Origin of the sequence: Pantoea sp. Seng (genome assembly GCF_009829935.1) — a bacterium.
GTDB classification, from domain to species: domain Bacteria; phylum Pseudomonadota; class Gammaproteobacteria; order Enterobacterales; family Enterobacteriaceae; genus Pantoea; species Pantoea communis.
In genome coordinates this window covers 92,686-117,932 of record NZ_SZZV01000015.1, presented here as the reverse complement: position 1 = coordinate 117,932, position 25,247 = coordinate 92,686, and the positions used below count along the sequence as shown (strand labels likewise).

At 55.7% G+C, this 25,247-nt stretch carries 24 protein-coding genes; 17 read left to right on the top strand and 7 right to left on the bottom strand.

The genetic code is table 11. From position 1 onward, the window contains the following. Positions 1-5: 5 nt before the first annotated feature. Positions 6-1,592: a gamma-glutamyltransferase family protein gene (locus FD737_RS16465; protein ID WP_160834037.1), complete on the bottom strand. Its 1,587-nt coding sequence runs from the start codon at positions 1,590-1,592 to the stop codon at positions 6-8. A gap of 175 nt (positions 1,593-1,767) precedes the next feature. Between FD737_RS16465 and hpxU the strand changes: the two genes are divergently transcribed. From hpxU to katG, 10 genes are all read left to right on the top strand, one after another. Continuing rightward, positions 1,768-2,607, top strand: a complete 840-nt coding sequence (gene hpxU / locus FD737_RS16460; RefSeq protein ID WP_097117568.1) for a MurR/RpiR family transcriptional regulator HpxU — start codon at positions 1,768-1,770, stop codon at positions 2,605-2,607. 194 nt (positions 2,608-2,801) lie between these two features. Further along, a complete protein-coding gene (locus tag FD737_RS16455) occupies positions 2,802-3,587 on the top strand; it encodes a transporter substrate-binding domain-containing protein (RefSeq protein WP_160834036.1) in 786 nt (261 codons plus the stop codon). A gap of 4 nt (positions 3,588-3,591) precedes the next feature. Beyond that, positions 3,592-4,260: an amino acid ABC transporter permease gene (locus FD737_RS16450; RefSeq protein WP_038648825.1), complete on the top strand. Its 669-nt coding sequence runs from the start codon at positions 3,592-3,594 to the stop codon at positions 4,258-4,260. Further along, positions 4,257-4,913: an amino acid ABC transporter permease gene (locus FD737_RS16445; protein WP_058961561.1), complete on the top strand. Its 657-nt coding sequence runs from the start codon at positions 4,257-4,259 to the stop codon at positions 4,911-4,913. Before FD737_RS16450 ends, FD737_RS16445 begins: the two co-directional genes overlap by 4 nt. Then, a complete protein-coding gene (locus tag FD737_RS16440; RefSeq protein ID WP_034825388.1) occupies positions 4,894-5,625 on the top strand; it encodes an amino acid ABC transporter ATP-binding protein in 732 nt (243 codons plus the stop codon). The genes FD737_RS16445 and FD737_RS16440 overlap by 20 nt, the downstream gene beginning before the upstream one ends. Positions 5,626-5,645: 20 nt before the next feature. Next, entirely contained in the window at positions 5,646-6,881 is a 1,236-nt protein-coding gene (locus tag FD737_RS16435) for an alanine--glyoxylate aminotransferase family protein (RefSeq protein ID WP_160834035.1), read from the top strand. Beyond that, positions 6,878-8,137: an allantoate amidohydrolase gene (gene hpxK / locus FD737_RS16430; RefSeq protein ID WP_160834034.1), complete on the top strand. Its 1,260-nt coding sequence runs from the start codon at positions 6,878-6,880 to the stop codon at positions 8,135-8,137. The genes FD737_RS16435 and hpxK overlap by 4 nt, the downstream gene beginning before the upstream one ends. An 11-nt stretch (positions 8,138-8,148) precedes the next feature. Next, the gene (gene uraD, locus FD737_RS16425) at positions 8,149-8,643 is read left to right on the top strand and encodes a 2-oxo-4-hydroxy-4-carboxy-5-ureidoimidazoline decarboxylase (RefSeq protein WP_160834033.1); all 495 of its coding nucleotides are present in this window, start codon (positions 8,149-8,151) and stop codon (positions 8,641-8,643) included. Further along, complete coding sequence (gene uraH, locus FD737_RS16420) at positions 8,640-8,975, top strand: hydroxyisourate hydrolase (RefSeq protein ID WP_097117562.1); 336 nt, start codon at positions 8,640-8,642, stop codon at positions 8,973-8,975. The genes uraD and uraH overlap by 4 nt, the downstream gene beginning before the upstream one ends. 263 nt (positions 8,976-9,238) lie before the next feature. Further along, on the top strand, positions 9,239-11,437 hold the full coding sequence (gene katG, locus FD737_RS16415; protein ID WP_097117561.1) for a catalase/peroxidase HPI: 2,199 nt from the start codon (positions 9,239-9,241) through the stop codon (positions 11,435-11,437). 41 nt (positions 11,438-11,478) lie between these two features. Here katG and FD737_RS16410 read toward each other — a convergent pair whose 3' ends face one another. Further along, a complete protein-coding gene (locus tag FD737_RS16410) occupies positions 11,479-12,252 on the bottom strand; it encodes an amidohydrolase (RefSeq protein ID WP_097117560.1) in 774 nt (257 codons plus the stop codon). After that, entirely contained in the window at positions 12,240-13,400 is a 1,161-nt protein-coding gene (locus tag FD737_RS16405) for a pyridoxal phosphate-dependent aminotransferase (protein ID WP_160834032.1), read from the bottom strand. The genes FD737_RS16410 and FD737_RS16405 overlap by 13 nt, the downstream gene beginning before the upstream one ends. A gap of 130 nt (positions 13,401-13,530) precedes the next feature. On the opposite strand from FD737_RS16405, the gene FD737_RS16400 reads away from it, so the two are divergent. From FD737_RS16400 to FD737_RS16390, 3 genes are read left to right on the top strand one after another with little or no spacing between them, the layout of a single operon-like run. Continuing rightward, positions 13,531-14,145: a methylthioribulose 1-phosphate dehydratase gene (locus FD737_RS16400; protein ID WP_097117558.1), complete on the top strand. Its 615-nt coding sequence runs from the start codon at positions 13,531-13,533 to the stop codon at positions 14,143-14,145. Continuing rightward, entirely contained in the window at positions 14,142-14,825 is a 684-nt protein-coding gene (gene mtnC / locus FD737_RS16395; protein ID WP_034825368.1) for an acireductone synthase, read from the top strand. The genes FD737_RS16400 and mtnC overlap by 4 nt, the downstream gene beginning before the upstream one ends. Before the next feature lies 1 nt (position 14,826). Then, positions 14,827-15,369: an acireductone dioxygenase gene (locus FD737_RS16390; RefSeq protein WP_097117557.1), complete on the top strand. Its 543-nt coding sequence runs from the start codon at positions 14,827-14,829 to the stop codon at positions 15,367-15,369. Positions 15,370-15,537: 168 nt separating this feature from the next. Here the strand turns inward: FD737_RS16390 and mtnA are convergent, their stop codons facing one another. Next, entirely contained in the window at positions 15,538-16,557 is a 1,020-nt protein-coding gene (gene mtnA, locus FD737_RS16385; RefSeq protein ID WP_160834031.1) for an S-methyl-5-thioribose-1-phosphate isomerase, read from the bottom strand. Positions 16,558-16,662: 105 nt separating this feature from the next. Between mtnA and mtnK the strand changes: the two genes are divergently transcribed. Then, positions 16,663-17,862, top strand: coding sequence for an S-methyl-5-thioribose kinase (gene mtnK / locus FD737_RS16380; RefSeq protein ID WP_058961550.1), 1,200 nt, complete (start codon positions 16,663-16,665; stop codon positions 17,860-17,862). A gap of 124 nt (positions 17,863-17,986) precedes the next feature. Here the strand turns inward: mtnK and fadE are convergent, their stop codons facing one another. Beyond that, positions 17,987-20,431, bottom strand: a complete 2,445-nt coding sequence (fadE, locus tag FD737_RS16375) for an acyl-CoA dehydrogenase FadE (protein ID WP_097117554.1) — start codon at positions 20,429-20,431, stop codon at positions 17,987-17,989. Positions 20,432-20,674: 243 nt separating this feature from the next. Here fadE and lpcA point away from each other — a divergent pair, with 243 nt between their 5' ends. Both lpcA and FD737_RS16365 read left to right on the top strand, forming a co-directional pair. Next, positions 20,675-21,253 carry a D-sedoheptulose 7-phosphate isomerase gene (lpcA, locus tag FD737_RS16370; RefSeq protein ID WP_034825351.1) on the top strand — a complete coding sequence of 193 codons (579 nt, stop codon included), beginning with the start codon at positions 20,675-20,677 and terminating at the stop codon, positions 21,251-21,253. 49 nt (positions 21,254-21,302) lie between these two features. Further along, positions 21,303-22,070, top strand: coding sequence for a class II glutamine amidotransferase (locus FD737_RS16365; protein ID WP_058961548.1), 768 nt, complete (start codon positions 21,303-21,305; stop codon positions 22,068-22,070). On the opposite strand, the gene dpaA is transcribed toward FD737_RS16365, so the two are convergent. Next, entirely contained in the window at positions 22,041-22,784 is a 744-nt protein-coding gene (dpaA, locus tag FD737_RS16360; RefSeq protein ID WP_058961547.1) for a peptidoglycan meso-diaminopimelic acid protein amidase, read from the bottom strand. The two genes, FD737_RS16365 and dpaA, sit on opposite strands and share 30 nt — an antisense overlap. Positions 22,785-23,027: 243 nt before the next feature. Here dpaA and dinB point away from each other — a divergent pair, with 243 nt between their 5' ends. After that, the gene (gene dinB / locus FD737_RS16355) at positions 23,028-24,083 is read left to right on the top strand and encodes a DNA polymerase IV (RefSeq protein ID WP_097117553.1); all 1,056 of its coding nucleotides are present in this window, start codon (positions 23,028-23,030) and stop codon (positions 24,081-24,083) included. Positions 24,084-24,156: 73 nt separating this feature from the next. Here the strand turns inward: dinB and FD737_RS16350 are convergent, their stop codons facing one another. Then, a complete protein-coding gene (locus tag FD737_RS16350) occupies positions 24,157-25,227 on the bottom strand; it encodes a sugar ABC transporter substrate-binding protein (RefSeq protein ID WP_034825344.1) in 1,071 nt (356 codons plus the stop codon). Positions 25,228-25,247 lie beyond the last annotated feature (20 nt).

Here is a 25,247-nt window from a genome sequence, read left to right as displayed (position 1 = left end):
TTCCTTTAAAAGCCGGCTGCGCTGCCGTTGCTACGTGGATCGAAGGCACCTTCCAGCATGCCGTTATTGTGTCTGACGATGGCGCCAGCGTGGCCGACGACTTCGCTGAAATCAGGCAACAGCTCAACGTCATGACCGAGTTCGCGCAACTGCTGCACCGTTTCTGCTGACATACGCGCTTCGAGTTTGAGAGAGTCCGAGGATTGTCCCCAGGTTCGCCCCAACAACCAGCGCGGTGCACTGACCGCCTGTTGAAGTGGCTGTCCCTGAATTACGTGGCGGGTAAAAATTGCTGCCTGCGTTTGTGGTTGGCCATCGCCCCCCATTGATCCGTAAACCATCGTGCGACCATCTTTCAGGCGCGCAGCCGCTGGATTTAAGGTATGGAACGGTTGTTTACCGGGTTTTAGTGCCAGCAGATGGCCCGGTTGCAGGCTAAAGGCTGCACCGCGGTTTTGCCAGGTAATGCCTGTACCCGGTAGCACGACGCCGCTGCCAAATTCGTGATAAATGCTCTGGATAAAGGAAACGGCCAGCCCGCTGCTGTCCATCACCCCCATCCATACGGTATCGCCAGGACCTCGCCCGGTTCCCCACGGCGCGGCTTGTTGGTCATTAATTTGCGTTGCCAGTGTGGAAAGATGATCGGCATCGAGCAGGTCTTGCACATTGAAGTCGATATGGCGCGGATCGGTGATGTGTTCGTCGCGCAAGGCAAAGGCTTTTTTGGTGGCCTCAACAATGCGGTGCACAGTTTGTGCCTCATCCGCCTCTGCCATGTTCAACCGGTCGGTGATGCCCAGAATGGCCAGCGACACCAAACCTTGCGTCGGAGGCGTCATATTCCAGATGTCGCCTTCGCTGTGTGCCAGATGTAGCGGCGTGCAGCGGCGCGCGTGCTGTTTCTGAAGATCTTCCAGGGTGATCGGCATACCCAGCGCGGTCATTTCACGTGCCAGATGGTGGGCCAGTTCGCCGCGATAGAAACTCTCCAGACCCTGTTCACTCAACACGCTAAGTGTATTGGCAAGCGCGGGCTGGGTAAAACGGCTACCGGCACCAGGCACGGTGCCGTCAGGCATGAAGGTCGCAGCGAAGCCGGGTTGATCAAGCAATTCATGTTGCTTTGCGGCAGTGGCTGCAGCCTGCGATGCGGTAACAGGAATGCCATCGGCAGCATAGCGAATGGCGTCACGCAGCAAACGGGCTAACGGCAACGGCGCAGAACCCAGCTCTTCAGCCAGCGTTAACGCTTCCTGCCAGCCACTCACCGTGCCCGCCACGGTTAACGCGGCTTTGGGGCCGCGATGCGGGATGTGACTTTCGCCGTGATAGAAGTCGAGGTGGGCGAGTGAGCCTGCTGCGCCACTGGCATCGATAGCGATAGGATCGCCATTGGGCGGCACGACCAACCAAAACCCATCGCCACCCAAGCCGTTCATGTGCGGGTAGACAACCGCGATAGTGGCCGCTGCCGCTACCATCGCTTCAATCGCGTTGCCGCCTTCGCGTAAAACCGCCAGTGCGCTTTCACTGGCGAGATGATGTGGGGTGACGGCCATGCCGAGCGGGGCCATGTTGCTCTGTATCATAGTGAACTCTTCATCATTGATTCTTTTGTAGGGGGATTGGGTTAGTGGTCGCCGTAATGGGAGCCCCTACAAATCCGTGAGGTGATCTAAGCAAGAGCTGTTCCAGTTTTGGTCGGACATCAATGTGGATCGATTTGTGCTAGCTTGTGATGAAACGAAAGTTACAGGACCAATGATGAAACAGCTTGATGAACGCCTTCGCAGTCACTATCCGCAACTGTCGCCGCAGGAGCAGCGTATTGCCGATTTTGTATTTGACCATTTTGATGACCTGATCAGCTACAACAGCGCCGAGCTGGCGCGGCTGAGCGGGGTATCGAAGGCGACAGTCAGCCGCCTGTTTAAACGTCTGGGCTATGAGAAATACAAGGACATGCGTGATGAGCTGCGTACGCTGCGTCAGAGCGGGATGCCCCTCACCGACAATCGCGATGCAGTGCAGGGCAATACCTTACTGTCGCGTCATTACAAGCAGGAGATGGCCAACCTGACGCAGTGGGTGAACAGCATCGACCCGCAGCAGTTTGGCGAAGTGATTCAGGCGCTGGGTGCTGCAAAGCGGGTGTTTATTATCGGCATGCGTAACGCCTATCCGGTGGCATTGCACCTGCGTCAGCAGCTGATGCAGGCGCGTCCGCAGGTACATGTGTTACCACAACCCGGCCAGACGCTGGGCGAGGAGCTGGTGGATATCACAGCGGAAGATATTGTGGTCGTGATGGCCTTCCGCCGCCGTCCACGTATCATCCGCCCGCTGATGCAGCAGCTACAGCAGAGCAACATCCCGGTGCTGGCGCTGTGCGAGCCGCAGGCACAGGGCATTATCACCCTGGCACACTGGCAGCTATGCGCGCCGCTCGATAGCGTCTCCGCCTTTGATAGCTATGCCTCGGCGATGAGTCTGATCAACCTGCTGGCAAATGCACTGCTGCATGAAATGCTGTCGCAAGGTCGTCAGCGTATTCATCAAATTGCCGATCTTTATCAGCACCTGGATGAACTGGAACACCGATAGTGGGCACCACTTTGGTGCTTTGCACCTTTTTTGATCGGGTTTTAATACGGGCGTAATGCCCATTTTTATCGCCTTAAACTCCGTGTTTATTCGTTTTTCTTCCCTTTGCGCCCCACACCCTGCGGTTGGCACATTAGTTGCAAATCGTTTTATCAAGAATCTTTTGTTTCACGATAAACTCACCGGGGTGCATAATGAAAAAAGTTTTACTGGCAGTCGCAGGCGCAGCATTGCTGATGGCTCAGGTCGGCAGTGCGATGGCCGATCAGCTACAAGACATTCAGAAGCGTGGCGTCATCCGCATTGCGGTGCCGCAGGACTTCCCGCCGTTTGGTTCAGTCGGTACCGATTTACAGCCACAAGGCTATGACATCGACATGGCCAAGTACCTGGCGAAGCAGATGAAACTGAAGTTGCAGCTGGTGCCGGTCTCCAGCGCCAACCGCGTGCCTTATCTGCAAACCGATAAAGTGGATCTGGTGATCTCCAGCATGGGCAAAAACGCCGAACGCGAGAAAGTGATCGATTTCAGCCGTGCTTACGCGCCGTTCTTCCTTGGGGTGTTTGGCCCGAAAGGTGAGCCACTGAAAGATGCTGCAGCGTTAAGCGGTAAATCAATTGGTGTGACGCGTGGTGCGGTGGAAGACATGGTGCTGAGCGATGTGGCGCCAAAAGATGCGCAGGTGAAGCGTTATGAAGATAACAACACCACGCTGTCAGCTTACCTGTCAGGTCAGGTGCAGTATGTCGCGACCGGCAACCTCGTGGTGGCTGCCATTGCACGCCAGAACGCAGAAAAAGCGCCGGTGCCGCAGTTCATGCTGAAAGATTCACCGTGCTTTATCGGCCTGAAGAAAGATGAGCCAGCGCTGAAAGGTAAAGTGAACGCGTTGATTGAGCAGGGCATCAAAGACGGTACGCTGAACAAGCTGTCAGAAGAGTGGCTGAAAGCCCCACTGCCAGCCAACCTCGGCGCATAACGCAATGATTGGGCAACTCAATTTTGCAGATCTCTGGCCGCACTGGCCAGAGTTACTGGCAGGGCTGTGGGTCACGATTCAGATAACGGTTCTCGCCACCGTCGGCGGGGTGAGCCTGGGGATTCTCGGCGCGGCACTGCGCAGTGGCAAACCGAGCTGGGCGAGTCGCATCTGGGGCGTTTATGTCGAACTGATCCGTAATACGCCATTCGTGGTACAGCTGTTTTTTATCGTCTTTGGTTTGCCCAATCTTGGTCTGAAACTGACGGCGGGCGAAGCAGCGCTGCTGGCGATGTTGATTAACCTTGGCGCGTACAGCACTGAAATTATCCGCGCCGGAATTCAGGTGACGCCGAAAGGGCAGTGGGAAGCGGGCCGTGTGCTGGGCTTGACCCGCACGCAGACTTTTATCCGCGTGGTTCTGCCGCCGTCGCTGCAACGTATTTATCCGGCGCTGGTCAGCCAGTGCATCATTGTGATGCTGGGTTCATCGGTGGTGTCGCAGGTGTCGTACGAAGAGTTGACCTTCGCCGCCAACCTGATTCAGTCACGCACTTTCTTGAGTTTTGAAGTCTATCTGGTGACCACGTTGATCTACCTGGCGTTGTCGATTGCCATGCGACAGCTGCTGCTGGCGCTGGGGCGTAAATGGTTTGGAGCGCAGCCCGCATGACAACCTTTACTGACTGGGACATCCTGCGCAACCTGCTGCTGGCGGCGCGCTGGACGATTTTACTGTCGCTGGTGGCCTTCTTTGGCGGCACGCTGGTGACCTTACCGCTGCTGTTTTTACGCCTGCTGAAGCGCCCATGGTTGACGCGCTTGATTCGCTGCTACACCGAACTGTTTCAGGGCACGCCGTTGTTGATGCAGCTGTTCCTCGCCTTCTTTGGCGTCGGGCTGTTTGGCATTGATGTGGCGCCCTGGACCGCCGCTTCGCTGGCATTAACTTTCTACACCAGCGCATTTTTGGTGGATATCTGGCACGGCAGTATTCGTGCGCTGCCGAAAGGCCAGTGGGAAGCATCGCGTTGCCTCGGCCTGACTTTTGGTCAAACGCTGTTTCGCGTGGTGGCACCGCAGGCGATTCGCATCGCCATCGCGCCGACCGTAGGCTTTGCCGTTCAGGTGATTAAAGGCACCGCGCTGGCCTCGATTATCGGTTTCGTCGAGCTGACGAAAGCCGGCACTATTTTGAACAATGTGACGTATCAGCCCTTTAAGGTATTTGGCCTGGTGGCGCTGGGTTACTTCCTGATGTGTTATCCGCTGTCGCGTTACAGCCAGTACCTGGAGAAAAAATTCAATGCCGCTCATCACCATTAATCAGGTCCAGAAGTACTACGGCGACAACCACGTCCTGAAAGGTGTCGATCTGGATATCGACAACGGCGAGGTGATTTCGATCATCGGCCGCAGCGGCTCGGGCAAAAGTACCTTGCTGCGCTGCATGAACGGGCTGGAAGGCTACCAGGAAGGCAGCATCAAACTCGGCGGTATGACGATCACCGACCGTGAATCCCAGGCGCGTGAAATCAGCCGCTCGGTGGGCATGGTGTTCCAGAACTTCAACCTGTTCCCGCACATGACCGCGCTGGAAAACGTGATGCTGGCGCCGCGCCGGGTACTGAAGAAGAGCGAAGCCGAATGTCGCGAGCTGGCCACGCAGATGCTGGAAAAGGTCGGCCTTGGCGAACGCATCAACTACTACCCGGCCAATTTATCCGGTGGACAACAACAGCGTGTGGCGATTGCCCGTGCGCTGGCAATGCAGCCGAAAGTATTACTCTGTGACGAGATCACCTCAGCGCTCGATCCTGAACTGGTGGGTGAAGTGCTGAAGGTGCTGGAACAGCTGGCTGCCGAGGGCATGACCTTGATCCTCGTTACCCATGAAATGAACTTCGCCCGTGATGTGGGCGATCGCGTGGTGTTTATGCATCAGGGCCGCGTCTGGGAGCAGGGTGACAGCAAAACGCTGTTTGCCAACCCGCAGACCGCCGAGCTTAAACAGTTTATCTCCACCGTCCGTCTTTAAGTCTTCAAAAGGAATAGCACATGGATATCAGTCAGTTTTCGCAAATAAATCCACCACAACGCCTGCTGATGGGCCCTGGTCCTATCAACGCCGATCCGCGTGTCCTGCGCGCCATGTCGAGCCAGCTGCTGGGTCAGTACGATCCGGCGATGACGCACTACATGAATGAAGTGATGGCGCTGTATCGTGGTGTATTTCGTACCGAAAACCGCTGGACCATGTTGATTGACGGCACCTCGCGCGCCGGTATCGAAGCGATTCTGCTCTCGGCTATCCGTCCGGGCGACAAAGTGCTGGTGCCGGTGTTTGGCCGCTTTGGCCATCTGCTGTGTGAGATTGCCCGCCGCTGCCGCGCCGAAGTGCACACTATTGAAGTGCCGTGGGGCGAAGTGTTCACCCCCGATCAAATTGAAGACGCGATCAAAAAAGTGCAGCCGCGCCTGCTGCTGACGGTGCAGGGTGATACTTCCACCACCATGCTGCAGCCGTTGGAACAACTCGGCGCCATCTGCCAGAAATATGGCGTGCTGTTCTATACCGATGCCACAGCTTCACTGGGCGGTAACGTGCTGGAAACCGATGCCTGGGGACTGGATGCGGTCTCTGCCGGTATGCAGAAGTGCCTTGGCGGTCCGTCGGGTACTTCTCCGATCACCCTCAGCCCGCAGATGGAAGCGGTGATCCGCAAACGTAAGTGTGTGGAAGAGGGCATCCGTACCGCGGATCATCAGGATGGTGATGAGGAGATGATTTATTCCAACTATTTCGATCTCGGCATGATCATGGATTACTGGGGGCCGGAACGTCTGAACCACCATACCGAAGCCACCACCGCGCTGTTTGGTGCACGTGAGTGCGCGCGTTTGATGATGCAGGAAGGGCTGGATAACGGCATTGCACGTCATAAGTTGCACGGCGAGGCGATGCTGAAAGGCATTCAGGGCATGGGCCTCGAAACCTTTGGCGACCTGAAACACAAAATGAACAACGTGCTCGGTGTGGTGATCCCGCAGGGCGTGAATGGCGACCAGGTGCGCAAATTGGTGCTGGAAGATTTTGGTATTGAGATCGGCACCTCGTTTGGTCCGCTACACGGCAAAGTGTGGCGCATCGGCACCATGGGCTACAACGCGCGCAAAGATTGCGTGATGCAAACCCTGAGCGCGCTGGAAGCGGTATTGAACCATGTGGGTTACCGTTCGATACAAGGCGCGGCCATGCAGGCGGCGTGGGATCATTACGGGAGCCACGCATGAGCAAAAGCCTGATGACCGCCAGCGAGGCGCAGTCCGCCGCTACCCGCGTCATGGCACGCTGCGATGCCCTGGCTGAAATCAGTGAAAGTGAGGATGGTCTGACGCGTGTCTATCTCTCGCCTGAACAGGTCCGCGCCAACGCCCGCGTGGCAGAATGGATGCAGGCGGCCGGCATGACCACCTGGCAAGATGCTGTGGGCAATATCTGTGGTCGTTATGAGTCTGCTGAACCCGGCGCGCAGGCGCTGCTGTTGGGCTCTCATCTGGACACGGTGCGCAATGCCGGGCGCTATGACGGCATGCTGGGTGTGCTGAGTGCTATTGAAACCGTACAGTGGCTGCACGATCGTCAGCTGCGCTTACCGCTGGCGATTGAGATTGTCGGGTTCGGCGATGAAGAGGGCACGCGCTTTGGCATCACGCTGTTGGGCAGCCGGGGTATTACCGGCACATGGCCCGAGAGTTGGGTAACGCATCCGGATGGAAACGGTATAACTGTGGCGGAAGCGATGCAGGATCTCGGTCTGGACGCTGCCAACATTTTGCAGGCAGCACGCGACGTCAACGACATTGCGGCTTACCTTGAACTGCACATAGAACAAGGGCCGTGTCTGGAACAGGAAGATTTGGCGCTTGGCGTGGTGACCGCGATTAACGGCGCGCGTCGTTTGAATTGCAGCTTTATCGGTGAAGCGGGCCACGCTGGCACGGTGCCGATGACCCATCGTAAAGACGCACTGGCCGCCGCCGCCGAGTGGATGGTGTTTGTTGAGCACACCACTGCCGAGCAAGATCCACAACTGGTGGCCACGGTCGGCACCCTGAGCTGTTTGCCGGGCGCCGTGAATGTTATCCCCGGTGAAGTGCAGTTTTCACTGGATGTGCGTGGGCCGCAGGATGAGCCGCTGGAGCGCCTGTTGTCCGCGCTGCTGACACAAGCCGAAGCGATTGCCTTGCGGCGTGGACTGACTTTTACCGCTAGCGAGTATTACCGTATTGCGGCAACCGCCTGTGATGCACGTTTGCAACAGGCGCTGAGCCACGCGGTGGAAACCGTACAGGGCCGCAGCGTTTCTTTGCCAAGCGGCGCAGGGCACGACGCGATTGCGATCGCCGATCGCTGGCCAGTGGGTATGCTGTTCGTGCGCAACTATCGCGGTATTAGCCATCATCCAGCCGAGTCCGTACAGGTAGCCGATGTGGCATTGGGCGTGCAGGCTTATCTGCAAGCGGTCAACGATCTGGCACAGGCTTAAGGAGCCGTTGCATGGAGTTAGCGGTGTTTAACGATGCCACGCCCAATGAGGCACACACAGCGATAGCCCACTGCGTGGCAATTCCTGACTGGCAGCAGGCGCTGGTGGCCGCACGGCCTTTTGCGGATGTGGAAGCGCTCTATACGACCGCCGAAACACTGGCAAAGCGCTGGCAAGGTGCCGAACTGGAACAAGCATTACGCGCTCACCCCCGTATTGGTGAAAAAGCCGCGGGCGCGGGCAAAGAGGCAGTATTGTCACGCAATGAGCAGTCGGCGATGCAGCAGGCCGATGGCGCGCTGCAATTTGCCATGCTGGCGGGCAATCAATCCTATGAAAAGCGCTTCAACCGGGTGTTTTTGATTCGTGCCAAAGGGCGGAGTGGCGAGGAGATGCTGGCGGAATTGCAGCGCAGGCTCAACAATGATGCAGAGACAGAGCAGCAGGAAGCGCTGACGCAACTGCGTGAAATCACCCTGTTACGGCTTAAGGAGAGCATTGTATGAGCACCATTACCACTCACATTCTGGATACCGCGCTGGGTAAACCCGCTATCGGCGTGGCCATATCCCTGGAGCAGAACAGCCCGGAAGGCTGGTTGCCGATAGCGGAGGGGGAAACCGATAGCGATGGCCGTATTAAAGATTTAACGCCCGAGCCGTTAGCACCGGGCCATTATCGATTGACCGCAGAGATCGGTGACTATTTCGCTGCTGACGGACGCGATGCGCTGTACGTCAGTGCACAGATTGATTTTGTGATTGGTTCGGCGGGCAGCCATTATCATCTGCCGTTTCTGATCTCACCGTGGTCGTGGTCAACCTATCGCGGCAGCTAATTTTGTCACGGCCACCCTAAATGGCGACCCTGCAACACTCCAGTGACTGCAGGGTGCGCATTTAGGGACAACTGGCTGCAAACGACACCTGTTTTAGTGACGAAATTATGCGCAGCTGACGATAAAGCCCTACTTTCTGTGCGCCATGTCACACGCTGCGCTTGAAAGACAGAAACTATCAAAACCTTCGGTTCATCCAAATATATTCTTTCACAAGGTACGGTTATCTTTACCGGACAATGTGAAGCAAACGGAGCCGAAAAATGAGCACGCACGACAATAACGATAATGCAGCAGCGTCAGGTAAGTGCCCCTTTCATCACGGGGCGTCTGAAGAAAAAAGCGTACTGGCACGTGGCGCGGGGAGCGGAACAACCAACCGCGACTGGTGGCCAAATATGTTACGTGTCGACCTGTTAAATCAGCACTCCAACCGTTCCAATCCTCTCAGTGAAAACTTCAACTACCGCGACGAGTTCAGCAAGCTGGATTACCCGGCGTTAAAAGCGGATATCCGCGCTATTCTGACCGACTCTCAATCCTGGTGGCCAGCCGACTGGGGCAGCTATATTGGGCTGTTCATTCGCATGGCGTGGCACAGTGCCGGTACTTACCGCACCGTGGATGGTCGTGGCGGTTCCGGCCGTGGGCAGCAGCGTTTCGCGCCGCTTAACTCCTGGCCAGACAACGTTAGCCTCGATAAAGCACGTCGCCTGCTGTGGCCGGTAAAACAGAAATACGGTCAGAAAATTTCCTGGGCCGACCTCTATATTCTGGCGGGTAACGTCTCGCTGGAAAATGCCGGCTTCCGCACCTTTGGTTTTGGTGCCGGACGTGAAGACGTGTGGGAACCGGATCTGGATGTGGATTGGGGTAACGAAACTGAATGGCTGGCGCATCGCCACCCAGAAAGTCTTGCCAATGCGCCGGTGGGTGCCACCGAAATGGGCCTGATCTACGTCAACCCGGAAGGCCCGGAAGCCAGCGGCGATCCGAAATCAGCGGCACCAGCGATTCGCGCCACCTTCGGCAATATGGGCATGAACGATGAAGAGATCGTCGCGCTGATTGCCGGTGGTCATACATTGGGTAAAACCCACGGTGCGGCTGCCGCCAGCCACGTGGGTGTTGATCCAGAAGCCTCGCCAATTGAAGCGCAGGGCCTCGGCTGGAGCAGCAGCTACGGCAGCGGTGCCGGTGCGGATGCGATTACCTCCGGTCTGGAAGTGGTGTGGACGCAGACGCCTACCCAGTGGAGCAACTACTTCTTCGAGAACCTGTTCAAATACGAATGGGTACAGACACACAGCCCAGCAGGCGCGATCCAGTTCGAAGCGGTGGATGCGGAAGCGATCATTCCAGACCCGTTCGATCCCGAGAAAAAGCGCAAGCCCACCATGCTGGTGACCGATCTGACGCTGCGTTTTGACGAAGAGTTCGGCAAGATCTCCCGCCGTTTCCTCAACGATCCACAGGCGTTCAATGAAGCCTTTGCCCGTGCCTGGTTCAAACTGACCCACCGCGATATGGGGCCAAAAGCGCGTTACATCGGCCCGGAAGTGCCAAAAGAAGATCTGATCTGGCAGGACCCGTTGCCTGCCGCGATCCACCAGCCAACCGTTGATGAGATCACCGATCTGAAAGCGAAGATTGCTGCTTCCGGTCTCAGCGCCAGCCAACTGGTCTCTGCTGCCTGGGCATCTGCTTCCACTTTCCGTGGCGGTGACAAACGTGGCGGGGCCAACGGTGCACGTCTGGCACTGGCACCGCAAAACGGTTGGGCGGTGAACGCCAGCGTGATTCACGATGTGCTGCCAACCCTGCAAAAAATTCAGCAGGAGTCTGGTAAAGCGTCGCTGGCGGATGTGATCGTTCTGGCCGGCAGTGTGGGTATTGAAATGGCTGCTGCAGCGGCGGGTGTGGCGGTGCAAGTACCGTTTACACCGGGCCGTGTGGATGCGCGTCAGGACCAAACTGAGGTGGAGTCATTTGACGTGCTGCAACCGCTGGCCGATGGTTTCCGTAACTATCGTCGTATCGCAGGTGGCTCATCCACCGAAACCCTGCTGCTGGATAAAGCACAGCAGCTGACGCTGAGCGCACCGGAATTAACCGTGCTGCTGGGCGGTTTGCGTGTGCTGGGCACCAACTTCGACGGCGGTCAGCATGGCGTGTTCACCGATCGTGTTGGCGTATTGAGCAATGACTTCTTCGTCAACCTGCTGGATATGCGCACCGCATGGCGCGCCACCGATGAGAGCGCCGAGCTGTTCGAAGGCCGCGATCGTGTCAGCGGTGAAGTGAAATACAGCGCCACCCGTGCCGATCTGGTGTTTGGTTCCAATGCTATCCTGCGCGCACTGGCTGAAGTCTATGCCAGCAGCGATGCCAAACAGAAGTTCGTCAATGACTTCGTGGCAGCCTGGACCAAAGTGATGAATCTGGATCGCTTCGATCTGTAATCAACTTGCGATAAATAAAACCCCGGAAAACCGGGGTTTTTTTATGACTTCAATGTATAGCCATCGGCATCTCGCCACGCCGGGAAGCGTTCGCGATAGGCTTGCAGATCGTCCAGCGACAATTCCGCATCGAGACGGGCGCGGGCAAAAGGCTCGCCTGCGGCCAGAATCTCGCCCAATGGCGAAATAATCCGACTGTCCCCGCTGTACTGATGGCTGTTGCCATCGCTACCGACGCGGTTGCAACCGGCAATGTACGCCTGGTTTTCAATCGCACGCGCTAACAGCAGTGACTGCCAGTGCAGCGCACGTGGTGCTGGCCAGTTGGCAACGTACAGCGCCAGATCGTAATCATTGTGATTGCGAGAGAACACCGGGAAACGCAGGTCGTAGCAAATCTGTGGCAGAATACGCCAGCCGCGCCAGGTGAACACTTCTCGCGTATCACCCGCAACGTAATGCTGATGTTCATTGGCCATGCGGAACAGATGACGTTTGTCGTATTGGTGCACGGTGCCATTCGGTTCAACCAGCAGAAAACGGTTCACGGCGCCTTTTTCAGTCTGGATGGCTGCGCTGCCACCGACCAGCGCATTGCTGGTTTTCGCATGGCTGTGCAGCCATTCAATGACCTGTTGCTGCGGCAGCGAACTCTCTGCTGCTTCCATGGCAAAACCCGTGGTGAACATTTCGGGCAGCAGAATCAGATCGCGACCTTCAATGCCTTTCAATACGCCATCGAAGTGATGAAGGTTGGCTTCGCCGTCCATCCAGCTCAGGGTTTCCTGCAGAACGGTAATTTTTAAAGCTGACATAAGCGCTCCGCAGCGGCGATAAGTGTCGCGGGTTGTTTGGCAAAGCACAGGCGAATCAGCTTGTGCGGGAATGGATCGGCACAGAATACCGACAGCGGAATGGCTGCCACGCCGACTTCTTTGGTTAGCCATTGGCAGAAACTGACGTCATCCAGATCGGAAATGGCGCTGTAATCCAGCAGCACAAAGTAAGTGCCTTCGCACGACAACACCTTGAAGCGGCTACCCGACAATGCATCAACCAGACAATCGCGGCGTTCGCGATAGAAGGCCGGCAGGTCACGATAGTGTTCCGGCTCCTGACGCAGCATATCGGCAATCGCCAGCTGCGCCGGGGTATTAACCGAAAACGTCAGATACTGGTGTACTTTACGGATTTCGGCGCTGATCGCTGCTGGAGCAACACAGTAGCCCACTTTCCATCCGGTCATATGGAAGGTTTTGCCAAACGAAGAGACGGCAACGGCACGCTGGCGTAACTCGGCATGCGCTAACACGCTGGCGTGGCCCTCTGCATCAAAACAGATGTGTTCGTAGACTTCATCGCTCAACACATAGATTTCCTGCTCAGCGATCGCCTGCCATAACTCGGCATGATCGCTTTTTCGCCACACGGTCGCAGAAGGGTTGTGCGGCGTATTCAGAATGACTAAACGGGTTTTCGCGCTCAGCAAGCTGCGGAATTCACTCCAGTCAACGCGGAATCCCGGTGGCTGCAATGCAATGCGTTTCAGCACGCCGCCGGCCAGTTGAACAGCAGGCGCGTAACTGTCGTAGCTGGGATCGAAGCAGATCACTTCATCGCCCGGACGCACCAGCGCCGTAATCGCGGCATACAGTGCCTCGGTCGCGCCCGCGGTCACGGTGATATCGTTGTTAACATCGGGCGTGTGACCGTAAAGCTCAGCCGTTTTATCGGCAATCGCTTCACGCAGGGGTAACACACCGATCATCGGCGCATATTGGTTTGCGCCCTGGCTCACATGATAGGCCAGACGATCCTGTAAATATTGCGGGCCGTCAAAATCCGGAAAACCCTGTGATAAATTGATGGCGTTGAACTGCGCGGCAAGGGCGCTCATTTGCGTGAAAATCGTGGTGCCGAGCGCAGGTAATTTGCTCTCGGGAGTCAGGTTGAGCTGCGTCATTATTTAGTGGCCTTAAGCGCGAATGTCGATGCGGAGAAACCCTGTGTTGCTGCCACTCTACACAGGATGCTAATATTTGGCAATCGAGACGCTTAGACGTCTAAAACAACTGCGGAGCCTCACCTTCACTATGACGGATTTTCTCCCACTGGAACATTTAGTGGCCGCCTGCCACTGGATTGGCGCAAAAGGCTGGGCACCCGCGACGGGCGGAAACATGTCGGTGCGCCAGGATGCCGAATATTGCCTGCTAAGCGCATCAGGTAAAGATAAAGGCAGTTTGACGCGTGATGACTTTATTCAGGTGGAGATCGCGACAAATAGTGTCCCTTCGGGACGTAAACCGTCGGCGGAAACCGGGCTGCATACCCTGATTTATCGTTTGTTCCCACAGGCCAGGGCTGTACTGCATACCCATACGGTGAATTCCACCGTACTGTCGCGTGTAGAGAAGGGCAGTGCGCTGTTGCTGAGCGGCTACGAGATGCAGAAAACCCTCGCGGGTCAGGACACGCATCTCAATACCGTTGCGATTCCCCTGTTTGATAACGATCAGGATATTGAGGCACTGGCGCGGCGCATTGAAGCTTTTGCGGCGGACACGCCGTTGCGGTACGGCTTCCTGTTACGTGGCCATGGCTTGACCTGCTGGGGCAAGGACGTCAACGAAGCGCGCCGCCACCTGGAAGGGCTGGAATTCCTGTTTGAATGTGAACTGCAACGTCGACTGCTGGAGACCCAATGATTCGCGCGATTGTTACTGATATTGAAGGCACCACCAGTGATATTCAGTTTGTGCACAATGTCCTGTTTCCTTATGCACGTCAGCATCTGGCAGCCTTCGTGCGGGATAACCAAACGGATGAGAAGGTGGTTGCGGCGCTAAACGCAGTGCGTGAAGAGTCAGCGGCGCCACAAGCATCGCTGGATGACCTCATCGCCACACTGATCGGTTTTATTGATGAAGATCGCAAATCGCCGGGGTTGAAAGCGCTGCAAGGGATGATCTGGCGTGCGGGTTATGTTGAAGGTCAGTTCACCGGCCACCTTTATCCCGATGTGCTGCCCGCCTTTGAACGCTGGCAGCAACAAGGGATTGCCCTGTATGTTTATTCCTCGGGATCGGTGCCTGCGCAGAAACTGTTATTTGGCTACAGCGATGAAGGTGATTTAACCTCGCTGTTTAGCGGCTATTTTGATACAGCGGTTGGCGCTAAGCGTGAAACCCAGTCGTATCACAACATCGCCGAACACATTGGCCTGGCACCCTCTTCGTTGTTGTTCCTGTCAGATATCCATCAGGAACTGGATGCTGCGGCACAAGCAGGCTGGCACACATTGCAGTTAATTCGTGGCGAGGCCGATAACGCCAGTCGCCATCATCAGGTAAACGATTTTTCGCAGATTAATCCGGAGTCGATTTAACATGAGTGCACTGACAATTTTTAGCGATACCGAGTCCAGCCAGCCACTGTGGCACAGTACCGATGCCGAGGCGATTCGCGAGCGCCTGAACGCCAAAAACGTTCGCTTTGAGCGTTGGGAAGCGGATCGCGATCTGGGTAACGACCCTGACGCTGAAACGGTGATCAAAGCCTATCAGCACGCGATCGATCGTCTGGTGGCAGAGAAAGGTTATCAGAGCTGGGATGTGCTGAGCATGCGTGCAGACAATCCTAACAAGCAGGCGTTGCGCGAGAAGTTCCTGAATGAACACACGCACAGCGAAGATGAAGTGCGTTTCTTCGTCGAAGGGTCTGGCCTGTTTTGCCTGCATATTGGCAATGAGGTTTACCAGATTCTGTGCGAGAAGAATGATCTGATTTCAGTACCTGAAGGCACGGCACACTGGTTTGATATGGGTTCTGAGCCGCACTTTACCGCGATTCGTATTTTCGATAATCAGGAAGGCTGGATCGCCAACTTTACCGGCGACAAGATTGCGGATGCTTATCCTCGTCTGGCATAACGCGCTGTGTGCTTAAACCTGCATATGCATAAATGGAATCAGCCTTTGAAAGGTCACTCTTCAGAGTGCATCTGACACCATAGGGCTCGGCATCGTAAGGTCGCCATTTATGGCGACTTTTACATATCTGGCGCACCGTCAACACAGGATACGCCATCTGGTGCACCCTTAAGGCTGAAAAATCCCTTCCTTAACCTGATCTGGCGTCACGACGCCGGTATCCAACACCCAGCCGCTAATCAGTGCAGCTGGCGTGACATCAAACGCCGGGTTGTAGACCACCGCATTATCCGGTGCCCACTGCACACTACCAAAACTGCCGGATACGCCGGTGACTTCACTGGCGGCACGCTGCTCAATCGGGATAGCATCGCCGTTCGGGCATTGACGATCCAGCGTGGTGTGCGGCGCCGCCACATAGAACGGAATGCCGTGATAGTGCGCCAGTACCGCCAGGCTGTAGGTGCCGATTTTGTTCGCCACATCGCCGTTGGCGGCAATGCGATCCGCGCCGACCCAAATCGCATCGACCACGCCGCGCGCCATTAAACTTGCAGCCATCGAATCGGTGATCAGCTGGTAGGGAATGTGCAGCTCGCCCAGCTCCCACGCGGTTAAACGACCGCCCTGCAGCAGTGGTCGCGTCTCATCCACCCAGACGCTTTTCACCAAACCTTGCTGATGGGCATGCGCAATCACGCCCAGTGCGGTACCCACGCCAGCGGTGGCGAGACCGCCGGTATTACAGTGCGTCAGCAGCTGGCTGCCGGGCTTGACCAGAGCGCTGCCGGCGCGGGCAATGTTGTCACACAGCTGCTTATCTTCTGCCACCAGACGCAGCGCTTCGGCGCTCAGGGCGTTTACGTGATCGCTCTCCGCCAGCGCAATCTTCATACGATCCAGATTGTTCATCAGGTTGACGGCAGTCGGACGTGACGCACGCAACACCTCCAGCGCTTCCGCCAATGCCGCGCGGGTGACACCTTGCTCGCCCAACAGCGCCAGCAGCAAGCTGGCTGAAAGGCCAATCAGCGGGGCGCCGCGCACGCGGAGCGCATGGATATGATCAACCAACTGCGTCACAGTGTGCGCAGGCAGCCAGTTTTGTTGTTGTGGCAGCGCTTGCTGGTCGAGGATCCACAGTTGATTATCGCGGACCTCAAGACTGGTGGTACGAAGTGTTTGCATGGTGTGAAATCCCTGTTGCGTTAATAGCGGCTATTGTGCCAACATGCGTGACGGATGTATAGACGTCCAAACGGCTTATTACTATCGAATGTCGAGGAACAGGCAATGTCGCAATACCGTACCTTCACCGCTGCTGATGCGGTGGAATATGCTAAAAAATTTGGCGGTGTGGACGATCCGTCAGCGCTGGTCAGCGCAGAAGAGATCGGCGATGGTAATCTCAACCTGGTGTTCAAGATTTTCGATAACCTGGGACAGAGCCGTGTGGTGGTGAAACAGGCACTGCCCTATGTGCGTTGCGTGGGTGAGTCCTGGCCGTTAACGCTGGATCGCGCGCGCCTCGAAGCGCAGACGCTGGTTGAGCACTATAAACATTGCCCAGAGCACACGGTTAACGTCACCCATTATGATGCCGAACTGGCGGTGATGGTGATGGAAGATCTCTCCAGCCATCGCATCTGGCGCGGCGAGCTGGTGCAAGGGGCTTACTACCCTGAAGCGGGTCGTCAGCTGGGCGAATATCTGGCGCAGACGCTGTTCCATACTTCTGATTTTTTCCTGCATCCGCACAAGAAAAAGGCCGAAGTCGCGCGTTTCATCAACCCGGAAATGTGCGAAATCACCGAAGACCTGTTCTTCAATGATCCCTTTATCGATCATGAGCGTAATAAATACCCGGCGGCACTGGAGCCGCTGGTGGTCAGCCTGCGCACTGACGATGCGCTGAAAATCGCGGTGGCCGGGCTGAAGCACCGCTTCTTTGCCGATGCCGAAGCGCTATTGCACGGCGATGTGCACAGCGGCTCCATCTTCGTGGCCGATGGTAGCCTGAAGGTGATCGATGCGGAGTTTGGCTATTTCGGTCCGATAGGCTTTGATGTCGGCAGCGCGATTGGCAATCTGCTGATTAACTACTGCTGCCTGCCGGGCCTGCTGGCCCCGCGTGAAGCGGCAGAAGGGCGTGAGCGTCGTCTGAGCGATGCGCATGAAGTCTGGACGCAGTTCTCCAGCCGCTTCCTCGAACTGGCACACGCCAACACTTCTGATGTGGCGCTGGCGTATCCGGGCTATGCGGAAGCCTTCCTGCGCAAAGTATGGAGCGACACCATTGGTTATTGCGGCACGGAACTGATTCGTCGCACCGTGGGCATGTCACACGTTGCCGATTTTAAACAGATTGCTGATGATACCATGCGTACCGAATGTATTCGTAGCTGCATCACGCTGGGCCGTACGTTGATTCTCGCGGCAGATCATATTGCGGATGTCGATGCGTTAATTGCGCGTATTCGTCAGGCGGGGTAAGTCAGGCTTCAATCTTATAAGTGCGCCATTCACTACCCGCTTTGGCAGCGAAACCGCTGTATGTATGCGGGATAAGTTATGCCAGGCCCCATTAAAAAAGCCTCCGTCAGGAGGCTTTTTCGTTTTATGCCGCTTCACTGGCGCGTGTGGCGCCTTTATCCTGCGGCTTCGGTGAGGCCAGTGCCTCCGGCACAAACTCATCGACGTTGATGGCTTTGAGACGGCTGGCTTCAGCGCGCGTCAGTACTTTGGCTTCGCTCTCATCAATCCAGCCCTCTTTCAACGCACGCTGTGCCAGCGCATCCAGACGGGTAAACGACAGATGTTTTTTCTGCTGCTGGCAAAGACGTTCATGAATCACTTCCGCTGCCATCACATCCTGCAGCGCCTGCTCCAGTTGGCCTGCTGGATTGTGTTCGCTTGGCGTCAGGTACATGCCACGGCCCAGCCGCGTACGAGTGGCTGACGGCAGTTGCAACAGCTTCGCCAGCTTGTGGTCCAGTTTGTCAGACGGTGCCGGGCAGTGTTTGCCACCGGCGAAAATCACCATGCGCAGCGCGCCTGCCACCAGGCGATTAGGGAAGTTACGCAGCAGGTCATCCATCGCCACCTCAGCCTGATGCAGCGCATCCTGTACGCCCCAGTGCACCAGCGGCAGATCGGCTTCATTGCGGCCTTCGTCGTCAAAGCGTTTCAGGGTGGCAGAAGCGAGGTACATCTGGCTCAGCACATCCCCCAGACGTGCTGAGATACGTTCACGACGTTTCAGGCTGCCGCCTAACACCGCCATCGACACATCTGACAGCAGTGCCAGGTTGGCGCTCAGGCGGTTGAGCTGCTGATAGTAGCGGCGGGTCACGTCGCGGGTTGGCGATGCGCTGGTGCGGCCTCCGGTCAAACCGAGCCACAGACTGCGCACTTTGTTGCTACCGACATGGCCAATATGGCTGAACAAGGCACGGTCAAAGGCCACCAGATCGTTTTTCGCCGCAGCGTTCATCTCTTCCAGCACCCATGGATGGCAGCGAATCGCGCCCTGGCCAAAGATGATCATGCTGCGCGTCAGGATATTGGCGCCTTCCACGGTAATCGCAATCGGTGCGCCCTGATAAGCCCGCGCCAGGAAGTTGTTGTCGCCCAGCATAATGCCTTTACCGCCGGCGATATCCATCGCATCGATAATGGCGCGCTGGCCTCGGTGGGTGCAGTGATATTTCACAATCGCCGACAGCACCGCCGGTTTTTCACCCAGCATAATGCCGCTAGTGATAAGCGTAGCCGCCGCATCCATCACATAGGCGTTACCGGCAATGCGTGCCAGCGGTTCCTCGATGCCTTCCATTTTACCGATAGAGACTTTGAACTGACGACGGATATGCGCATAAGCACCGGTTGCCAGCGCAATGCTTTTCAGACTACCGGTCGAGTTGGAAGGCAAGGTGATGCCGCGACCGACTGACAGACATTCAACCAGCATACGCCAGCCCTGACCGGCCATCGACGGGCCACCGATGATGAAATCGATCGGCACGAAAATATCTTTACCGCGTGTTGGACCGTTCTGGAACGGCACGTTAAGCGGGAAGTGGCGATGGCCAATCTCTACGCCCGGCGTTTGCGTCGGGATCAGGGCGCAGGTAATGCCCAGCTCTTCAGTCTCACCCAGCAGATGATCGGGATCGGAGAGTTTAAAGGCCAGGCCAAGCACGGTAGCAATCGGTGCCAGCGTAATGTAACGCTTATTCCATGTCAGGCGCATGCCCAGCACTTGCTGGCCTTGCCATTCGCCCATGCACACCACGCCAGTATCCGGAATGGCACCCGCATCCGAACCCGCTTCCGGGCTGGTCAGCGCGAAGCACGGAATTTCATCGCCGCGTGCCAGACGTGGTAAATAGTGATCTTTCTGCTCATCGGTGCCGTAATGCTGCAACAGTTCGCCTGGGCCGAGTGAGTTAGGTACACCCACGGTGATCGCCAGGATACCGGAAACGCCCGCCAGTTTTTGCAACACGCGCGCCTGAGCATAGGCGGAGAATTCGAGGCCGCCATACTCTTTCTTAATGATCATGGCGAAGAAGCGATGCTGCTTGAGATACGCCCACAGTTCCGGCGGAAGATCGGCCAGTTCGTGAGTGATCTGGAAATCATTCGCCATACGACAGGCTTCTTCGACCGGCCCCTCGAGGAAGGCTTGTTCCTCTTCCGTCAGGCGTGGCTGCGGATAGTTGTGCAGTTTCTGCCAGTCTGGCTTGCCACGAAACAGATCGCCTTCCCACCAGGTCGTACCGGCATCAATCGCTTCCTTTTCCGTACGCGACATCGGCGGCATCACTTTCTGGAAGCTGTGCAGCGCAGGTTTGGAGAACATACTGCGACGCATGGCCGGCAGATTGAAGGGCAGCAGGATAATCGCCAGTGGCAGCAGCAGCCACGGCGTCCACAGGCCTGCAGCAGCCAGCCCGGCGGTCCATAGCAACAGGATTACGCTGCTGAGCCGCAGCGAAACTTGATGGTAAAAGAGGGCGCTAATGACAATCAGCGTCGCGACAATCGAGGCAAGCAACATAATGAACCGCTCCGTAAGTTGTAAGAGGTCTGACCTGTTATAAGGTAAGGTTTAGAGCAGTGGTCGCTTTTTAGCAATCTGTTTACATCGCAATTACAACAGAACTCACAAAATCGCACTCTCTGGACACCAACAGAGCAGGAATGGCAAAGCCCGGGCCTTTTTCCCCGATGCAGGCGCTTTGCGGCTTTGTCCCATTCCGTTAAACTTGCAGAGTAAATCTTTCCTTTAAAGGACATCCCTATGTATCAGGACATTATTCGCTCAGAACTTAATGAAGCAGCCGATACGCTTAATAAATTCCTGAGTGACGAAGCGAACATTCACGCGATTCAGCGCGCGGCAGTCTTGCTGGCAGACAGCTTCAAAGCAGGGGGCAAAGTGCTCTCCTGTGGCAACGGTGGTTCTCACTGTGATGCGATGCACTTTGCTGAAGAACTGACGGGGCGCTACCGTGAAAATCGTCCTGGCTACCCGGCGATTGCCATCTCTGATGTGAGCCACCTTTCCTGCGTCAGCAACGATTTTGGCTATGACCATGTGTTCTCGCGCTATATCGAAGCCGTAGGCCGTGAAGGCGATGTACTGCTGGGCCTGTCCACTTCAGGTAACTCGGCGAACATTATCAAAGCGGTCGAAGCGGCACGCGCCAAAGGGATGAAAGTGATTACCCTGACCGGTAAAGATGGCGGCAAAATGGCAGGCACAGCGGACATCGAAATTCGCGTACCGCATTTTGGCTACGCTGACCGCATTCAGGAGATTCACATTAAAGTGATTCATATCCTGATGCTGCTGATCGAAAAAGAGATGGTTAAGTAATGACGCGTCACTCCTGCTCACGCGGGAGTGCTGACTTAAGGCGGTTGCTATGTGCGAATTGCTCGGGATGAGCGCCAATGTCCCCACGGACATCTGTTTCAGTTTTACCGGTCTGGTGCAGCGTGGCGGCGGAACCGGGCCACATAAAGATGGCTGGGGCATCACTTTCTATGAAGGAAAAGGGTGCCGCACATTCAAAGATCCTCAGCCCAGCTTTAACTCACCGATCGCCCGTTTGGTGCAGGAATACCCGATCAAATCACATTCCGTGGTCGCTCATATCCGCCAGGCGAATCGTGGTGAAGTGTCGCTGGAAAACACCCATCCGTTTACCCGTGAGCTGTGGGGACGTAACTGGACCTACGCGCACAACGGGCAGCTGAAAGGCTACAAACAGCTGGAGACCGGGACTTTCCGACCCGTTGGCGAAACGGACAGTGAGAAAGCGTTTTGCTGGATCCTGCATAAGCTGTCTGAGCGTTATCCGCGCACTCCGGGTAACTGGCCGGCGGTATTTCGCTACATTGCTGAGCTGGCGGCTGAGATGCGCGAGAAGGGCGTGTTTAACATGCTGCTGTCGGACGGTCGATATCTGATGGCGTTCTGCTCGACCAATCTGTATTGGATCACTCGTCGTGCGCCTTTTGGCAAAGCCAAGTTGCTCGATCAGGATGTAGAAATTGATTTTATGCAGCAGACAACCCCGAAGGACGTTGTGACGGTGATTGCGACACAGCCGCTGACAGGAAATGAAACCTGGCACCGAATAGTGCCAGGCGAGTGGGCATTATTTTGCCTGGGTGAGCGCCAGGAATGACTTCGAGGCAGCATCCGGTGTAGAAATCACCGGCGTGCTGTTCACCGCATATTGACCCGTCGTCGTCACATTAACCGTTGGCGGTATGTGGTACTTCTCGAAGTACGCATAACCCGGCTGCAGTTCACGCCAGAAGTTGATGTACGTTGAGTAGCGATGACGCTGCATGTTGCTATCGGTCATATGGAACGGATAGATATTGATCTGTACATCCTGCTGACCGTTGCGCAGCGCAGCGTTGACGTAGGTAAAGATCTCGTCCATTGATGCGTTGGTCATGGCGTAGCAGCCAATTGAGACGCAATCACCGTGAATCATCAAATAGTTACCGTCATAGCCTTTATCACGATCGTATTGATTCGGGAAGCCGGTATTAATCGCGCGGTAGAAACGGCTGTCCGGTTTTAACTGGTTTAGCTTAACGTTATAAAACCCCTCCGGACTTTTAAAATCGCCCTGACGACGCTTAGGCCCTAATCCGCCAGAGAAATTACAAATGCGATAGCTGTCCAGCAGACGATATTCATTACCGATTTTGCCGTACAGTTCCAGCGTACGCTCTTCCTTGAAGATCTGAATAAAAACAGGAGTGCCAAGTAATTGTTTCTTTAACTCTTTGCTCACCGGTGCCGACAGTTGCGTTGGCTCTGGCGAAATGGCCCAGCTAAGGACTGGCATAAGAATCATCGCAAGCCACAATGCGATTCTGCCCATTCTGTGTGTACCTTGAAGTGAAGAGAGACGATGACGCTGAGCGTCTTGGTATTGCATTATCGGAAATATCCGCTACCGCAGCGCAACATTAACATTGTCTGAGGTTTAATCAAGACAGTCTCCGTGAAAATGGTGCAATCCTAAAGGGATTACGACCAGAATTTTGTAAACTTTAATTCATCGCTCAACAAATATTGCCGAAGTTTTTTGCTGCTGTATACTTATCCAGTATTCGGAGGGCGTATGCGCAAAATCATTCATGTCGATATGGACTGCTTTTTCGCGGCCGTTGAAATGCGCGACGATCCTTCATTAACGGATATACCTATCGCCATTGGCGGCAGCCGGGTGCAGCGTGGTGTCATCAGCACCGCCAACTATCCCGCGCGCAAATATGGCGTGCGCAGCGCGATGCCGACGGCAATGGCGCTCAAGCTCTGCCCGCATCTGAAATTACTGCCTGGACGCTTCGATGCCTATAAAGAGGCGTCACGCCAGATACGCGATATTTTCTCACGCTACACCCCATTGATTGAGCCCTTATCACTGGATGAAGCGTATCTTGACGTCACCGATAGCGAGCATTGTCAGGGATCAGCGACGCTAATGGCGCAGGCGATACGTGCCGATATCCTGCGCGAAACCGGTTTAACCGCCTCGGCTGGCATTGCGCCGATCAAATTCCTCGCCAAGATCGCCTCCGATTTAAATAAGCCCAACGGGCAATACGTCATTACACCGCAAGTGATGCCGGATTTTTTACTGACGCTACCGTTGAGCAAAATTCCTGGCGTAGGAAAAGTGGCGACCAAAAAACTGGAAGAGATGGGACTGCGCACCTGCGCCGATGTGCAGAGAGCCGATCTCGCCTTGCTGCTGAAGAGATTTGGTAAATTCGGCCGCGTGCTCTGGGAGCGCAGCAACGGCATTGATGAACGCGATGTGGTGGTGGAGCGCGAACGCAAATCGCTCGGTGTCGAACGCACATTGATGGAGGACATCCACAACTGGGAGCAGTGTCTGGCAATCATTGATTACCTCTATGCTGAGCTGGATCGACGGCTGACAAATATCCGTCCCGACAAGCAAATCGCGCGTCAGGGCGTGAAGCTCAAATTTAATGATTTCCAGCAGACCACGCAGGAGCATGTCTGGCCGGTGTTGAACAAGGATGACATGATCGCAGTGGCGCGGCAGGCATGGGATGAAAGGCGTGCCGGGCGCGGCGTGCGGTTGGTGGGATTGCATGTAACGCTGGTGGATCCGCAATTGGAGCGGCAGCTAGTGTTGGGTTGGTAAAACCTTGAGTATGGCCTTGGCTATCATCCTGGCGGCTTGAAGCGCCGCCGGGATGCCCTATTCGGCCACTGAATTACTTCTTAGCGTACTTCGCTTCCAGCGTGGCAAACCACGGCGCAACAAAATCGTTGTTCACACCCCAGCCTGGAATAATCTTGTTCAGGGTTGCTACGTTAATCGCCCCTTGCTGGCTATTCAGCAACTGCTGCGAAATGGAAGACGCTTTAAACTCGTAGCTTGCCGGAGTGGCTTCACCCGCGATTTTATTGGCCACTAAGCGCATATTGACCGCACCGATGGTTTTTGGATCGACCGCGACCGTCTGCACCCATGGGCTGTTCTTCTCATGCATCAACTGCAAGTCCTGGTTGGACACGTCAATACTGTAGATTTTGATTTCAGTACGACCATTCTCTTGTAGCGCTTTATAAGCACCCTGACTGAACGCATCCCACGACGCCCAAATCGCATCTATTTTACCTTTAGGATATTTTGCCAGGATCGCACCCACTTTGTTGGCGGTGTCGCCCTGTACATCGGTAGAAACTGCGCCAATGGATTCCAGCTGATGAATGCCTGGATTCTCTTTCAGCAGTTTCTCATACACCACCTGGCGGCGTTCCTGCGGCGGGAAGCCTGCGACCCACAGTTTGATGATGTTGGCTTTACCATGGAAATCACTGATCAACTGACCCAGTGACGCCTGCGCCAGCGAGGCATCATCCTGCGCAGTGACGGTCACGCCATTGACCGGCGTATTTACCGGGGTATCAAAGACGGACAGTTTGATACCTGCATCGACAATGTGTTGCACCAGAGCGGTGGAGTAGGGTTCTTTGCCGTGAGAGAGAATGATGCCATCGTATTTCTGGCTGATCGCCTGATTAACAAAGTCCTGGAAACGCGCATCATCGCCGTTACTCAGGAAAGTACTGACTTTAAAGCCCAGTTGACGACCTTGCTGAATGGCACCGGCAATAAACTGCGTGGTGTTATCGTCAGACCCCAGGTTACGGATGATGGCGATGCGCACCGGACCTTCGTGATTCGCAATCGCTGCGGGAACCGGGGTAACGGTATCGGCAAAGGCAGCGCTGGCGTTCAGCAGGCTTAAGGCCAGCAGCGAAAGGGTAATTTTTTTCATTAGAATCTCTTTCTCAGTAA